Annotated in this window: 13 protein-coding genes; 5 read left to right on the forward strand and 8 right to left on the reverse strand. The window is 71.6% G+C overall.

Annotated elements, in window-relative coordinates:
* Nucleotides 1–50 precede the first annotated feature (50 nt).
* The 3 genes from gshB to rsmI all read right to left on the reverse strand — a co-directional run bounded on the left by gshB (nt 51) and on the right by rsmI (nt 2286).
* Complete coding sequence (gene gshB / locus P0084_RS15165; protein WP_308917716.1) at nt 51–998, reverse strand: glutathione synthase; 948 nt, start codon at nt 996–998, stop codon at nt 51–53.
* Between the two features lie 80 nt (nt 999–1078).
* Nucleotides 1079–1429, reverse strand: coding sequence for a YraN family protein (locus P0084_RS15170; RefSeq protein ID WP_308917717.1), 351 nt, complete (start codon nt 1427–1429; stop codon nt 1079–1081).
* Nucleotides 1426–2286 (reverse strand): 16S rRNA (cytidine(1402)-2'-O)-methyltransferase, encoded by an 861-nt coding sequence (gene rsmI, locus P0084_RS15175; RefSeq protein ID WP_308917718.1) that lies wholly within the window; start codon nt 2284–2286, stop codon nt 1426–1428. Before rsmI ends, P0084_RS15170 begins: the two co-directional genes overlap by 4 nt.
* An 82-nt stretch (nt 2287–2368) precedes the next feature.
* Here rsmI and P0084_RS15180 point away from each other — a divergent pair, with 82 nt between their 5' ends.
* Genes P0084_RS15180 through murJ form a run of 3 tightly spaced genes read left to right on the forward strand, consistent with a single transcriptional unit; the run spans nt 2369 to nt 7941 of the window.
* Complete coding sequence (locus P0084_RS15180; RefSeq protein ID WP_308917719.1) at nt 2369–3559, forward strand: ABC transporter substrate-binding protein; 1191 nt, start codon at nt 2369–2371, stop codon at nt 3557–3559.
* Complete coding sequence (locus P0084_RS15185) at nt 3525–6347, forward strand: [protein-PII] uridylyltransferase (RefSeq protein WP_374213682.1); 2823 nt, start codon at nt 3525–3527, stop codon at nt 6345–6347. Before P0084_RS15180 ends, P0084_RS15185 begins: the two co-directional genes overlap by 35 nt.
* Nucleotides 6348–6351: 4 nt before the next feature.
* On the forward strand, nt 6352–7941 hold the full coding sequence (gene murJ / locus P0084_RS15190; RefSeq protein ID WP_308917720.1) for a murein biosynthesis integral membrane protein MurJ: 1590 nt from the start codon (nt 6352–6354) through the stop codon (nt 7939–7941).
* On the opposite strand, the gene P0084_RS15195 is transcribed toward murJ, so the two are convergent.
* The gene (locus P0084_RS15195; protein WP_308917721.1) at nt 7938–8627 is read right to left on the reverse strand and encodes a rhomboid family intramembrane serine protease; all 690 of its coding nucleotides are present in this window, start codon (nt 8625–8627) and stop codon (nt 7938–7940) included. The two genes, murJ and P0084_RS15195, sit on opposite strands and share 4 nt — an antisense overlap.
* Nucleotides 8628–8718: 91 nt before the next feature.
* Between P0084_RS15195 and trpS the strand changes: the two genes are divergently transcribed.
* Nucleotides 8719–9732 (forward strand): tryptophan--tRNA ligase, encoded by a 1014-nt coding sequence (gene trpS / locus P0084_RS15200; protein ID WP_308917722.1) that lies wholly within the window; start codon nt 8719–8721, stop codon nt 9730–9732.
* A 98-nt stretch (nt 9733–9830) separates the two neighbouring features.
* Here the strand turns inward: trpS and dapE are convergent, their stop codons facing one another.
* Genes dapE through P0084_RS15215 form a run of 3 tightly spaced genes read right to left on the reverse strand, consistent with a single transcriptional unit; the run spans nt 9831 to nt 11598 of the window.
* The gene (gene dapE, locus P0084_RS15205) at nt 9831–10976 is read right to left on the reverse strand and encodes a succinyl-diaminopimelate desuccinylase (protein ID WP_308917723.1); all 1146 of its coding nucleotides are present in this window, start codon (nt 10974–10976) and stop codon (nt 9831–9833) included.
* A complete protein-coding gene (locus P0084_RS15210) occupies nt 10969–11307 on the reverse strand; it encodes a hypothetical protein (RefSeq protein WP_308917724.1) in 339 nt (112 codons plus the stop codon). The genes dapE and P0084_RS15210 overlap by 8 nt, the downstream gene beginning before the upstream one ends.
* Nucleotides 11308–11343: 36 nt before the next feature.
* Complete coding sequence (locus P0084_RS15215) at nt 11344–11598, reverse strand: GlsB/YeaQ/YmgE family stress response membrane protein (protein ID WP_308917725.1); 255 nt, start codon at nt 11596–11598, stop codon at nt 11344–11346.
* 104 nt (nt 11599–11702) lie between these two features.
* Between P0084_RS15215 and P0084_RS15220 the strand changes: the two genes are divergently transcribed.
* Nucleotides 11703–11990, forward strand: a complete 288-nt coding sequence (locus P0084_RS15220) for a DUF6525 family protein (RefSeq protein WP_308917726.1) — start codon at nt 11703–11705, stop codon at nt 11988–11990.
* 317 nt (nt 11991–12307) lie between these two features.
* Here the strand turns inward: P0084_RS15220 and P0084_RS15225 are convergent, their stop codons facing one another.
* Nucleotides 12308–13432 (reverse strand): mandelate racemase/muconate lactonizing enzyme family protein, encoded by a 1125-nt coding sequence (locus P0084_RS15225; RefSeq protein WP_308917727.1) that lies wholly within the window; start codon nt 13430–13432, stop codon nt 12308–12310.
* Nucleotides 13433–13541: the final 109 nt, after the last annotated feature.

Below are 13541 nucleotides of genomic sequence, written 5' to 3' on the forward strand. Positions count from 1 at the left end.
ACGTCGAACTTAAGCGGCGATCCTCGTATGTACGGTGGACGTTGCGCGCCTCAACCGACCCGCCGCTCGACCGCCTCCCAGATGGCGGCGGCGGCGTTCGTGCCGTCGAACCGCTCGAGTTCCTGCAGTCCGGTGGGCGAGGTGAGGTTGATCTCCGTCAGCCAGTCGCCGATCACGTCGATGCCCACGAAGACCTGCCCGTGCTCGCGCAGGCGCGGACCGATCCAGGCGCAGATCTCGCGGTCGCGGTCGGTCAGCGCGACCTTCTCGGGGCGCCCGCCCACATGCATGTTGGACCGCGTCTGACCCTCGGCGGGGATGCGGTTGATCGCACCCACCGGCTCCCCGTTCACCAGGATCACACGCTTGTCGCCCTTCGACACGGCGGGCAGGAACTTCTGCATGATCAGGGGCTCGCGATTCATCACGGCGAACAGCTCGTGCAGCGAATCGAGGTTACGGTCCTCCGGCGTCAGGCGGAACACCCCCGCCCCCCCGTTGCCATAGAGCGGCTTCAGGATGACGTCGCCATGGCGCGCGCGGAACTCCTTCAGCAGGGCCAGGCTTCGCGCGACGGCCGTGGGCGGCGTCAGGTCGGGGAAGTCCAGCACCATCAGCTTCTCGGGCCAGCCGCGGACCCAGGTCGGGTCGTTGACGACCAGCGTGGCGGGGTGGATCCGGTCCAGAAGGTGCGTGGTGGTGATGTAGGCCATGTCGAAGGGCGGGTCCTGGCGCAGCCACACGACGTCCATGTCCGCCAGGTCTACCTCCCGCACGGGTCCGAACGTGACGTGGTTCCCCCGTTCGCGCCGCAACTCCATATCTTGCCCGCGCGCCAGGATGCGCCCCTCGACGTAGGCAATGGAATCAGGGGTATAGTGGAACAGCGCATGGCCCCGCGCCTGCGCTTCCAGGGCGATGCGGAACGTGCTGTCGGCGTCGATGTCGACGCCCGGCATCGGGTCCATCTGGAACGCGACCTTCAGGGATTGGGGCATGGGACCTCCGCCGAGCTGCGTGGCCTAGATGGCGCGCGGCGGGGGCCGTGTCCACGCCCGCGGGCGTGCATCCGCGCGCATCACATCAGCGCGTTCTCGATCACGTCCACGATGCCCTGGCCATCCACCAGGGCGACGTCGAAGCGCATGGGCGTCAGGGCGTCCCGCCCGTTGCGGTCGAGCCAGTCCTGCGCGCTGACCTGCAGGCGCGCGACCTGCGCGGGACGGATCCGCTGCGCCGCGGCATGGTGGGTGGCGGACGCCTTGACCTCGACGAAGACGATCTCCGCGCCGCAATCGACGATCAGGTCGATCTCGCCCCCCTTGCCGCGCCAGCGTCGGGCCAGGACGACGTGGCCACGCGCCTCGTACCAGCGCCCGACCGACCCCTCCGCCGCTAGGCCGGCGTGATGGTTCACCCCCTTCGTCACCCCTTCATCTCCAGCGCCAGCGCATAGACGCGCTTGCGGGGCACGCCGGTGGCCTCGGTCACGGCCTGCACCGCGGCCTTCGTCCCCTCGGTGGCCAGGCGGTCAACCAGCATCGCGCGCAGGTCGTCGTCCGTGGCGGCGGCGGGGGCGGCCCGGTCGATCAGGACCACGATCTCGCCCTTGGGGGGCTCGGCATCCGCGCGCGCGGCCAGGGTGGGCAGGTCGCCGGACCAGACGTCCTCGAACCGCTTCGTCAGCTCGCGGCACAGGCGAGCGTCCCGCGAGCCCAGCACGGCGGCGGCGTCGGTCAGCATCGCCGCCACGCGCTTGGGGCTTTCGTAGAGGACCAGCGTCGCGGGCACGGTGCCCAGTTCCGCCAGGGCCGTGCGACGCGCCTGCGCCTTCGGCGGCAGGAAGCCCGCGAATAGGAACCGGTCGGTCGGCAGCCCAGCCACGCAGAGCGCCGCGAGGACCGCGCTCGCCCCCGGCGCGGCGCGCACCGCGGCACCCCGCGCCCGCGCGTCGACCGCCAAGCGGAACCCCGGATCGGCCACCAGCGGGGTCCCGGCCTCCGAGGCGTAGGCGACGGACTTCCCCTCGGCTAGAGCGCCCAGCAGCCGGGGGCGCACCCGTTCGCCGTTGTGGTCGTGATAGGCCACGAGCGGCCGGTCCCCCAGGGCGATGCCGTGGATGTCCATGAGCCGGCGCAGGGCGCGCGTGTCCTCCGCCGCCAGGACGTCGGCACCCGCCAGCAGGTCCAGCGCGCGCAGCGTGATGTCGCGGGCCGCGCCGATGGGCACGGCCACCAGGTGCAGCGCGGCCTCCACGGCGGGGGCGGATCGGCCGGTTTCCGTCATCGCGCGCCCTTTCGATCGGGGTCGTTTACTCCGCCCCGGGGGCGGCCTAGCTTCGCCCCTATCACGTTCGGGAGAGACGCACATGCCGCACCGCACCACCAGCGCCGGGACACCGTTCCTGGCCCGCCTCCGCCGGGCCGCCCTGGCCGTCCTGGTCCTGGGGGGCGTCGCGGCCTGCGAGGTCCCATCGCCCCGCGGGACGGTGGGCGGCGCGGGCGTCGGCGGCGACGGACCCGTCCAGGTGGCGCTGCTGGTGCCTTATGGCTCGGCGCGCGGCTCGGACGGAACCGTCGCCCGGTCGCTGGAGAACGCGGCCCGCCTAGCGGTGGCCGATCTGGGCCCGGGCGCGGTCAACCTGGCCGTGTTCCCGACGCAGGGCACCCCGGGGGGCGCGCAGGCCGCGGCCCAGCAGGCCATCGCGGGGGGCGCGCAGGTCATCCTGGGCCCGCTCTATGCCGAGAATGCGGCCGCGGCGGGCGTGGCGGCGGCCGGATCCGGCATCCCGGTCCTGTCGTTCTCGAACAACACGGACATCGCGGGGGGCAACGTCTGGGTCCTGGGCAACACGTTCCAGAACACCGCGAGCCGGATCCTGGCCTTCGCCGCCAGCCAGGGCCGGGACCGCGTGGTCCTGACCCATGCCGACACCGCCGCGGGCGCGGTGGCCCGCGACGCGGTGCTGCAGGCGGGCGCGCGCACGGGGGCACAGATCACCGGCACGGTCGGCTATGGCCTGTCGCAGGCGGGCATCTCCGCCGCCGTGCCCACCATCGCGGAGGCGGCGCGCGGTTCGAACGCCAACGCCGTCTTCCTGACGGGGAACACGGCGGGCGACCTGCCCGTCATCTCGCAACTCCTGTCAGAAACGGGCATCGGGGGCGAGGCGTTCCGCTATCTCGGGCTGACCCGGTGGGACGTGCCCAGCGAGGCGCTGGAACTGTCCAGCCTGCAGGGGGGATACTTCACCCTGCCCGACCCGAACGCGACCGCGCAGTTCCGATCCCGCTATGCCGCGAACTACGGCGGGGGGCCGCATCCGCTCGCAGGGCTGGCCTATGACGGCATCGCCGCCGTCGGCGCCATCGCGGCGCGCGGCCAGACGGTGGGCCGGTCCACGCTGACCGCGGGGGGTGGCTTCGCGGGGACGGGCGGCGTATTCCGCTTGCTGGGCGACGGCACGAACCAGCGGGCGCTGGCGGTCGCCCAGGTCGTGAACCGAACAGCACAGGTGGTCAGCCCTGCCCCCAGCAGCCTCCGCGGCGCCGGCTTCTAGCGAACCCCGCACCGCCCCCTCCGATCCGCTCGACCAATCGGTCGACGAGCTGATCGCCCCCGCCGGGGCGATCTTCGACGCCGACGCCGTGGCCGCCGCGCTGGCCCGGGCGACCGACGGGATGGGGCCGGGCGACGCGATGGCGCTGCGACGCGCGACGGTGGGCGTCCTGCGGACGGCCCTGGCCCGCGGCCGCGACGCCATCGCCGCGGGCTTCTCCGACCGCCCCGGCCGCGCCCGCATCGTCACGCGGGCCTATGCCTATCTAACGGACAACCTGGTCCGGACGGTCCACCACACGGCCGTCACCCGCCTGCATCCCTGCCCCAACCCGACGGAGGGCGAGCGGTTCGCGATCCTGGGGGTCGGCGGCTATGGCCGGGCGGAAATGGCGCCCTTCTCGGACGTGGACCTTCTGTTCCTGACGCCCACGAAGGTCACGCCCTGGATCGAATCGGTGGTGGAATCGATCCTCTACATGCTGTGGGACCTGAAGCTGAAGGTCGGCCACGCCACCCGCACGGTCCGCGAATGCCTGGCGCTGGGGCGCGAGGACATGACCATCCGCACCGCCATGCTGGAGCAGCGCCACGTCTGCGGCGAGGCGGCCCTGTCGGCCACCCTGCGCGACACGCTGTGGTCGGAGCTGTTCACCCGCACCGCCCCCGAATTCATCGAGGCCAAGCTGGGGGAACGCGACGCCCGCCACCGCAAGCAGGGCGGCGCCCGCTACGTGTTGGAACCCAACGTGAAGGAAGCGAAGGGCGGCCTGCGCGACCTGCAATGCCTGTATTGGATCGCCAAGTACCGCTATGGCGTGCGCGACGCCGCCGACCTGGTGCCCCTGGGCGTCTTCCTGCCGGACGAGTTCGCCGCCTTCGAGGCTGCGGACCGCTTCCTGTGGTGCGTCCGCTGCCACCTTCACCTGATCGCCGGCCGCGCCGCCGACATGCTGACCTTCGACATGCAGGTCGAGGTGGCGGAGCGGATGGGGTACGCCGACGGCGGCGGGCGTCTGGGCGTCGAGCACTTCATGCAGTCCTATTTCCGGCACGCGACCGCGGTGGGCGACCTGACGCGCATCCTGCTGACCGCCCTGGAGGCCGAGAACGCGAAGTCCGAACCGGGCCTGCTGGGCTTCCTGAAGCGGCGCCGCAAGGTCGCCCCCCCCTACGAGGTCCGTCAGGGCCGCCTGGACGTGATCGACGCGGATGCGTTCCTGTCCGACCGGCTGAACATCCTGCGCATCTTCGCGGAGGCCCTGCGCACCGGCCTTCTGCTGCACCCACACGCCATGCGCCTCCTGAAGGCCAACCGCCACCTCGTCGACCGCGCCGTGCGCGACGACCCGGAGGCCAACCGCATCTTCCTGTCGCTGCTGCTGAAGTACGGGAACCCCGAACGCGCGCTGCGCCGCATGAACGAGTTGGAGGTCCTGTCCGCGTTCATCCCGGAATTCGCGCCCATCGTCGCGATGATGCAGTTCAACATGTATCACAGCTACACGGTGGACGAGCACACGATCCAGGTGATCTCGACCCTGGCCGAGATCGAGCGCGGCGACCTGAAGGCCGACCTGCCCCTGGCCTCGGCCATCGTCGCGGGCGGGATCAACCGCCGCGTCCTCTATGTCGCGCTGCTGGTGCACGACATCGGCAAGGGCCGGTCGGAGGACCATTCGATCCTGGGCGCCCGCATCGCGCGCGACGTGGCCCCCCGCCTGGGTCTGAAGCCCGCCGAATGCGAGACGGTGGAATGGCTGGTCCGCCACCATCTGCTGATGTCGGACGTGGCCCAGAAGCGCGACGTCACCGACCCCCGCACCCTGCGGGGCTTCGCCAAGGCGGTGGGCACGCGCGAACGGCTGGACCTGCTGACCCTCGTGACGGTCTGCGACATCCGCGGCGTGGGGCCCGGCGTGTGGAACAACTGGAAGGCCCAGATGCTGCGCGCCCTGCACCGCGCCACCGCGGACGCCCTGGAGAACGGGCTGGAGGACCTGACGCGCACCACGCGCGAGGCGAAGGCCAAGCGACTGTTCCGCGGCGCCCTGCCCGACTGGACGGAAGCGCAACTGCGCGCCGAGATCGGGCGCCATTACGGCCCCTATTGGCAGGGCATTCCGACGGCGGCCCAGGTCCGTTTCGCCCATATGCTGGGGGACATCGACAACGGCGAGATCAAGGTCGAACTGGAAGCCGACGAGGACCGCGACGCCACGCGCGTCCTATTCGCGGGTCAGGATCATCCGGGCATCTTCAGCCGCCTGGCCGGGGCATGCTCGCTTGTGGGGGCCAACATCGTGGACGCCCGGACCTACACGTCGAAGGACGGTTACGCCACCAGCACGTTCTGGTTGCAGGACGGCGAGGGCCACCCCTATGCGCCCGCGCGGCTGGCGCGGCTGAAGTCCATGATCGAACGCATCCTGGGGGGCGAGGTCGTGACCCGGAAGGCGCTGGAGGGGCGCGAGATCCGCAAGCGCGAGCGTCCCATCAAGGTGCCCACCACGGTCGCCTTCGACAACGACGGGTCCGAGATCTACACCATCATCGAGGTCGATACCCGCGACCGGCCAGGCCTGCTCTACGACCTGACGCAGGCGCTTGCGGCGGCGAACGTCCAGATCAGCCAGGCGGTCATCGCCACCTACGGCGCGCAGGTCGTGGACGTGTTCTACGTCAAGGACCTGTTCGGTCTGAAGTTCTGGAGCAAGGGCAAGCAGCAGGCCCTGGAACGCCGCCTGCGCGACGCGGTCGGCCGCGCCGCCCGACGCGCGGGCGCCTGACCCGGTGGCGCCCCGCCTGATCCGCGGCTTCCTGACCGTCGGCGGCTGGACCCTGCTGTCGCGCGTGATCGGCTTCGCGCGCGACATCCTGATCGCACGGTTCCTGGGCACGTCGGCGGCGGCGGAGGCGTTCTTCATCGCCTTCAGCCTGCCTAACATGTTCCGACGCTTCTTCGCGGAAGGAGCGTTCAACATGGCGTTCGTCCCGCTCTACGCCAAGAAGCTGGAAGGCGAGGGCATGGCGGACGCCGACGCCTTCGCCCGGGACGCCGTGGCGGGGATGGTGCTGATCCTGACCGCCGTGTCCGTGCTGGGCGTGATCCTCATGCCCGCCCTGGTCTTCGCCATGGCGTCGGGCTTCGCGGAGGACGAGCGCTTCGCCCTGACGGTGGAGTATGGCCGCGTGGCGTTCCCCTACATCGCGCTCATCAGCCTCGCCGCCCTGGTGTCGGGCGTCTTGAACGCGAACGGCCGGTTCCTGGCCGCCGCCGCGGCGCCCGCCCTGCTGAACGTCGTGTTCATCGCGGCGATGACCGTCGCGGCCCTGGCGCCCGGCGACGTGATGGCGTGGCTCCAGGCCCCGACCCACACCCGCGCCGTGGGCTGGCTGCTGATCGCCTCCGTGCCCCTGGGCGGCCTAGCGCAACTGGGCCTGGTGTGGATCGCCGCCCACCGCGCGGGCCACCGGCTGTGGCCCCGGCGCCGCCCGCGCCTGACGCCCGAATTGCGGCGTCTGACCGTGATCGCGGCGCCCGCGGCGCTGGCGGGCGGCGTCGTGCAGGTGAACCTCCTGGTGGGCCGGCAGGTCGCCAGCTACTTCGACGGCGCGGTGGCCTGGCTGAACTATGCCGACCGGCTGTACCAGCTGCCGCTGGGCGTGGTGGGCATCGCCATCGGCATCGTGCTGCTGCCCGACCTGTCCCGTCGCGTGCGCGCGGCGGACGCGGAAGGCCAGCGCGCGGCCTATTCCCGAGCGGCGGAGTTCTCGCTCCTCCTGACGCTGCCCGCCGCGGTGGCGCTTGCGGTCATCCCCCTGCCGATCGTGACCACCCTGTTCGAGCGCGGCACCTTCGGTCCAGACGACAGCGCGTCGACCGCCGTGGCGCTGATCGTCTATGCCCTGGGCCTGCCGGCCTTCGTCCTGCAGAAGGTCCTGCAGCCGCTGTTCTTCGCGCGCGAGGACACCCGCACGCCTCTGCGCTATGCCCTGGTCTCGATGGGGGTGAACGCCGCCGTCGCCATCGGGCTGGCGCCCGTGATCGGCTTCGCCGCCGCCGCGCTGGGAACGACGCTGGCGGCCTGGGCGATGGTCCTGCTGCTGTGGATGGGGGTGCGCCGCATGGGCCCCGTGGGCCGGCTGGACGACCGGGCCCGCAGCCGGGCCTGGCGGACCGTGCTGGCCTGCATCGGCCTGGGCGTCGTCCTGTGGGTCGCGTCCGTGCTCCTGGGTCCCGCTCTGGACGGCGCCACGGCCGTCCCCGCGCTGGCGGCGCTGATCGGCGTGGGGATCGCCGCCTATGCCGTGCTGGCCGCCGCCACCGGGGCCGCGCGCCCGTCCGACCTGCGGGGCGCCCTGCGCCGCGCCGGACCCTAGCGCCGCCGCATCCGGTCGCGGAACCGCCGCGCCGCCCCGGGGAACATCGCCGCCGCCAGCCCATAGCCCGCCGCAGCGCCCACCACCTCGGCCACGAAGTCGGGGAACCACGCGAACCCCGCTCCCGCGGCCAGCCCGAAGATCGGCTGGATCGCCAGCAACAGGCCGATCAGCAGGAACGCGCGGTCCGGCGGCACGCGCGTCAGTCCGCGCCGCGTCAGCAGCGTGAAGGCCCCGATCAGGCCGTACGCCCCCGGATAGCCGCCGATCAGGGGACCCGCCCCGGGAAAGGCCGCTGCGTAGACCAGCCCCCCGGCCACGGCGGGCAGCACGAAGAACGCGACCGGCCGCCATCCCGGGAAGACCGGCGCGACGGCGTTGCCCAGCGCCAGGACGAACACCGCCACGAAACCCGCATGGATCAGGCCGAAATGGATGAACGGATAGGTGACGAACCGCGCCGCGAAGTCCCAGGGCACCGACCGGTTGGCCACCATCCATTCCAGCACCGGCGGGAACACGGACCAGTCCCGCACCGCCGCACCGCGCCACGCCCCCCCCTCGGCCCCCGCCAGCCCGGCCGCGCCGAACTGGAACAGCACCTCCACCGCCGCGATGACGAACGCCAGGGCGACCACGGCGGGCGGCAGGGCGTTGAAGGGGGATTCGTTACGAGGGTCGTACATCGGACGGGGGTCCCCCGGAATTGACGCGGATGCCGTGCGCGCATACGGGAAGCCCCGCATCCGCACCAGCCTGCACGCGAAGGGGGACACCATGGCCGACTTCACGCCCCGCGTCTTCTCCGGGATCAAGCCGTCGGGGGGGCTGACCCTGGGCAACTACCTCGGCGCGGTGAAGCGGTTCGTGGACTGGCAGGATCGCGGCACCCACGAATGCATCTATTGCATGGTGGACCTGCACGCGATCACCGTCTGGCAGGACCCCGCGGATCTGACCCGCGCCACGCGCGAGATCTGCGCCTTCTTCATCGCCAGCGGCATCGACCCCGAACGGTCGGTTCTGTTCAACCAGTCCCGCGTGCCGGAACACGCGCAACTGGGATGGATCTTCAACTGCGTGGCCCGGATGGGCTGGATGAACCGCATGACGCAGTGGAAGGACAAGGCGGGCAGGAACGCCGAGGCCGAATCCCTGGGCCTGTTCGCGTACCCTGCGCTGATGGCCGCCGACATCCTGCTGTACCACGCCACGCACGTCCCCATCGGCGAGGACCAGAAGCAGCACGTCGAACTGACGCGCGACATCGCCGCCAAGTTCAACCACGATTACGGCGTCGACTTCTTCCCCCTCGCGGAGCCCGTGATCGAGTCCGTGGCGGCCCGCGTGATGAACCTGCGCGACGGGTCGCGGAAGATGTCCAAGTCCGACACCGTCGACGCCACGCGGATCAACATGACAGACGACGCCGACACGATCGCCAGGAAGTTCCGCAAGGCCAAGACCGACCCGGACCCCCTGCCGTCCGAGGTGGCGGGCCTGGAGGGGCGGGCGGAGGCACGCAACCTCGTGAACATCTATGCCGCCCTGTCGGACGTGGACGCGGAATCGGTGCTGCGCGACCATGGCGGGGAGATGTTCGGGCACTTCAAGGTGGCGCTGGCGGACCTGGCGGTGGCGAAGCTGTCGCCCATCAGCGCCGAGATGCGCCGCCTGACCGCCGACCCGGCGGAGATCGACCGCGTCCTCGCCCGCGGCGCGGACCGCGCGCGCGGCATCGCCACGCCGATCCTGGAACGGACATACGACATCGTGGGGCTGGTCCGCTAAGGCGGGCCAACCCTGCACCCCGTCCTCGAGCCGGGGCCTCGACAGGTTGGGCATCACCAAGATCATCGGGACCCCGGGTCAGGCCCGGGGCGCATCGACTACGCCGATGCGAAGTAATCCCGCAGCACCCGGCCATACACCCGCTTCAGCGTCTCGACCTGGTCGACCCGGACGCGTTCGTCCACGGCGTGCATCCGGTGGCCCACCAAGCCGAATTCCACCACCGGGCAGTGGTCCTTCACGAACCGCGCGTCCGACGTCCCCCCCGACGTGGACAGGACGGGGGTGCGGTTCGTTTCCACCGCCACGGCCTGCGCCACGATGTCGGACAGAGCGCCCGGCGGCGTCAAGAATGATTCGCCGGACACCTTCACGTCCATCGTCACGCGCGCGCCGGTCGCGTCCTGGACCGCATCGGCATGGCCCCGCAGCCAGTCCGTGACCGACGCGCCGGAATGGAGGTCGTTGAACCGGACGTTGACCGTGGCGCGGCAGATGGCGGGCACGACGTTCGTGGCGGCGTTGCCCGTCTCGATCGACACGACCTGCACCGTGGACGCGTCGAAGTGGTCCGACCCCTCGTCCAGCGGTTCCGCCAGCAGGCGCGACGCCAGCGCGACGCAGGCGTGGACGGGGTTCAGCGCACGGTCGGGATAGGCCGAATGGCCCTGCACGCCGTGGACCGTGAACCAGGCCGTCAGCGACCCGCGCCGTCCGATCTTCATCATCTCGCCCATGTGCTCGGGGCAGGTCGGCTCGCCCACCAGGCAGACGTCCATCGCCTCGCCCTGGGCCGCCATCCAGTCGAGCAACGCCGTGGTGCCGTCCCGGGCATCCCCCTCCTCGTCGCCGGTGATGGCCAGAAGGACCGCGCCGTCGGGCGGGGCGTCGCGCACCAGGTCGCAGGCCGCCGCCACGAAGGCGGCGACGCCCGACTTCATGTCGGTTGCGCCCCGGCCGTACAGCCACCCGTCCTCCACCGCCGCGCCGAACGGGTCGTGGGTCCAGGCGTCCCGGTCGCCCACGGGCACGACGTCGGTATGGCCGTTGAAGCCGAAGCTGCGGGGATGGCCCTTGGCGCCCCAGCGGGCGAACAGGTTGGACACGCCGCCGCGGTCCACGCGGGTGCAGGCGAAGCCCGCACCCTCCAGCACGTCCCGCAGCAGCACCAGCGCGCCGCCCTCCGCCGGGGTCACGGACGGACAGCGGACCAGACGGACGGTCAGGTCGACGGGATCAATCACGGAACACCGTGGTCTGCGCCACGATCACGGCGTTGTCGTCCAGCGCCCGCCGCATCAGCGCGCGTTCGTCGTCCGCGATGTCGTGGCCTTCGGCGAGCCGTTCCTCGAGGGTGCCGTAGCCCGACACCTCCAGCACGTTCATGTCCGCCTGCTTGAGGACGTTGACCGTTTCGCGCACGGCCTCGTCCTCGTCGACGCCCCCGGCATAGCACATCAGCGCGGCCCCCGTGGCGTCGTCGGGGAGGCCGTCGCCGGTCTTGCGGCCGACCTCCACCAGCAAGGTGAAGGCATGGTGGACGCGCTTCGGCTTGGGGGTCTTCGTCTCGGTCATGGGGCGGGGATGGGTCCCCGCCCGGACCTTGTCAATCTATCGCCGGATGGCCCGGACGATGCCGATCAGCGCGCAGGCGCCGACGACGGCGACGATCAGCTGGATCAGCCAGCTGCCCTCGCCCAGCGTGCTGCCCAGGACCAGGGACAGGATGAAATTGGCGACCAGGGCGCCGACGATGCCCAGGACGATGTTCATCAGGAGGCCCATGTCGGCCTTCATGATCTTCTCGGCGATCCAGCCTGCCAGGGCGCCTAGGATGATGCTGCCGATCCAGCCGATGCCCGCCATGTCGTTCTCTCCGTGTGCGGTGGAAGTGCTGGAACGGAACGCCGCAGCGCGGGGCCGGTTCCGCCCCACTGGTCAATGACCGCCCCCCGCGCCATCTTCGGGGGATGGGACGGGGAAACCAGCGCACCGGGCTGCCGCTGTCACCGGCGAGCCGCGACAACATGGCGGAGTTCGACCGCCTGCCCCCCGCCCTGCGCCGCTGGCTCGCCAATGCCCGCCTGCAATGGTCCCCGGCCTCCGCCCGCAAGGCGTGGCGGCGCGCGCTGCTGCGATCCTGGGGCCGCGAAGGACCGGCGCTGGCCATCATGGACGCGTTGGAGGAGGAGCGACTGGCGCGCGACCCCCTGACCCGCGAGCGGCTGGAGGCGACGGGTCAGGCCGACGAACGGTGAACGATCCGTAAACCGTTCGCTGCGCTGCGGCGTAACGTCGTCCCGTTCCGGTCGATGGGGTGGGTGCCGACGGGTGGAGTGTGGGTTCGAGCGGGAGGCGGCGCAAGCGGCGGCGTTCTTCCAACGCATGCAGGGGTCCGCGTGGCGGTCCGCGCCCTTTCGGGGTGCGACGGACGGGCGGAACGGGGCGTGAGGCGCCGGTCTGCTCCGCGTCTGCCGGGCGTCTGCGCCGCGTCGGACGAATCGCGCGGTTCGGTGACGGCGGGGGCATCGGTGCCGAAGGCGACCCGCGAGCGGTCCGCGAAGCACGGGCGCCCTCAGGCCGTCGAACGGGCCGGGGCCATGGCGCCGCGCAGCAGGTCCGCCTCCGCCAGCCGGTCCCAGTCGAACGTCACGCCCGTTCCCGGCGCGTCGGGCGCCCGGGCCCGTCCGTCCGCCATCGCCAGGGGCCGCGTCGTGTAGCGGTCGATGGGGAACGAGTGCACCTCGATCCACCCGTCCCCGGGCAGGCCCGCGATCAGGCTGACGTGGAGTTCCTGCATCCCGTGGCTGCACAGGGTCACCCCGTGGCGGCGGGCGCGTTCCGCGACCCGCAGGAACCCGGTGATCCCGCCGCAATTCGACCCGTCCGGCTGAACGAAGGACAGCGTGGCACGGGCGAAGGCGTGGTCGAATTCCTCCAGGACGTGCAGGTTCTCGCCCATCGCCAGCGGCATACCCGTCGCCAGCGCCACCGCGGCGTACCCGTCGTAGTCGTCGGGGATGATCGGCTCCTCGAACCACGTGGGGCGGGCGGGGGCGAAGGCGCGGGCGGCCTCGATGGCGCGCGGGACGTCGAACGCATAGTTCGCGTCCACCATGAAGGGCAGGTCCGGCCCGATCAGGTCGCGCACCGCCGCCACCCGCGCGGCGTCGTCGGACAGGTCCGGGCGCCCCACCTTGATCTTCACGCCGCCCGCCCCCGCCGCGACGTAGCCGCGGACGCTGTCCAAGAGCTCGTCCCGGTCGAAGCCCAGGTCGATGCCGCCGCAATACGCGCGGCAATCGGCTGCAGCACCCCCCGCCATGGCCCGCAGCGACCGCCCGCGGCGCTGCCCGCGCGCGTCCCACAGCGCGATGTCGACCGCCGAGATGGCGAACGACATGATCCCGCCCCGACCGACGTAATGGACGTGCCACAGCATCGCGTCGAACAGCCCCTCGACGTCCGCACCGTCGCGGCCCAGCAGGAACGGCGACAGGTCGTGGCGCAGGGCGGCCAGGATCGCGTGCCCCCCCTTGCCCCCGGTATAGGTATAGCCGGTCCCCTCCGACCCGTCGGACAGGCGGATCGTGCAGGTGACCAGTTCGAAATAGGTGTGGTCCCCGTGCCTGGCGTCGACCAGCACGCGGTCCAGCGGCACGTGGAACAACCGGGCGTGGACGTCCTCGATCCGGGTCATGGCCCCAGTGAACCGCCCCCGCGCCGGAAGTCCAGATGCCCCCGCGTCACGACCGGCGGAGATGCGGCAAAGGCGACCGCGCCGCCCGGACGGCATGGACAGCGAAGGG

This window comes from Jannaschia maritima, from assembly GCF_030973515.1.
Taxonomy (GTDB): Bacteria; Pseudomonadota; Alphaproteobacteria; order Rhodobacterales; family Rhodobacteraceae; genus Jannaschia; species Jannaschia maritima.

Bases quoted from the DNA above. Each gene is read 5' to 3' on its own strand.
- gshB (WP_308917716.1), bottom strand. From the start codon at position 998: ATGCCCCAATCCCTGAAGGTCGCGTTCCAGATGGACCCGATGCCGGGC.
- rsmI (WP_308917718.1), bottom strand. From the start codon at position 2,286: ATGACGGAAACCGGCCGATCCGCCCCCGCCGTGGAGGCCGCGCTGCAC.
- P0084_RS15180 (WP_308917719.1), top strand. From the start codon at position 2,369: ATGCCGCACCGCACCACCAGCGCCGGGACACCGTTCCTGGCCCGCCTC.
- P0084_RS15195 (WP_308917721.1), bottom strand. From the start codon at position 8,627: ATGTACGACCCTCGTAACGAATCCCCCTTCAACGCCCTGCCGCCCGCC.
- trpS (WP_308917722.1), top strand. From the start codon at position 8,719: ATGGCCGACTTCACGCCCCGCGTCTTCTCCGGGATCAAGCCGTCGGGG.
- P0084_RS15210 (WP_308917724.1), bottom strand. From the start codon at position 11,307: ATGACCGAGACGAAGACCCCCAAGCCGAAGCGCGTCCACCATGCCTTC.
- P0084_RS15215 (WP_308917725.1), bottom strand. From the start codon at position 11,598: ATGGCGGGCATCGGCTGGATCGGCAGCATCATCCTAGGCGCCCTGGCA.
- P0084_RS15220 (WP_308917726.1), top strand. From the start codon at position 11,703: ATGGGACGGGGAAACCAGCGCACCGGGCTGCCGCTGTCACCGGCGAGC.
- P0084_RS15225 (WP_308917727.1), bottom strand. From the start codon at position 13,432: ATGACCCGGATCGAGGACGTCCACGCCCGGTTGTTCCACGTGCCGCTG.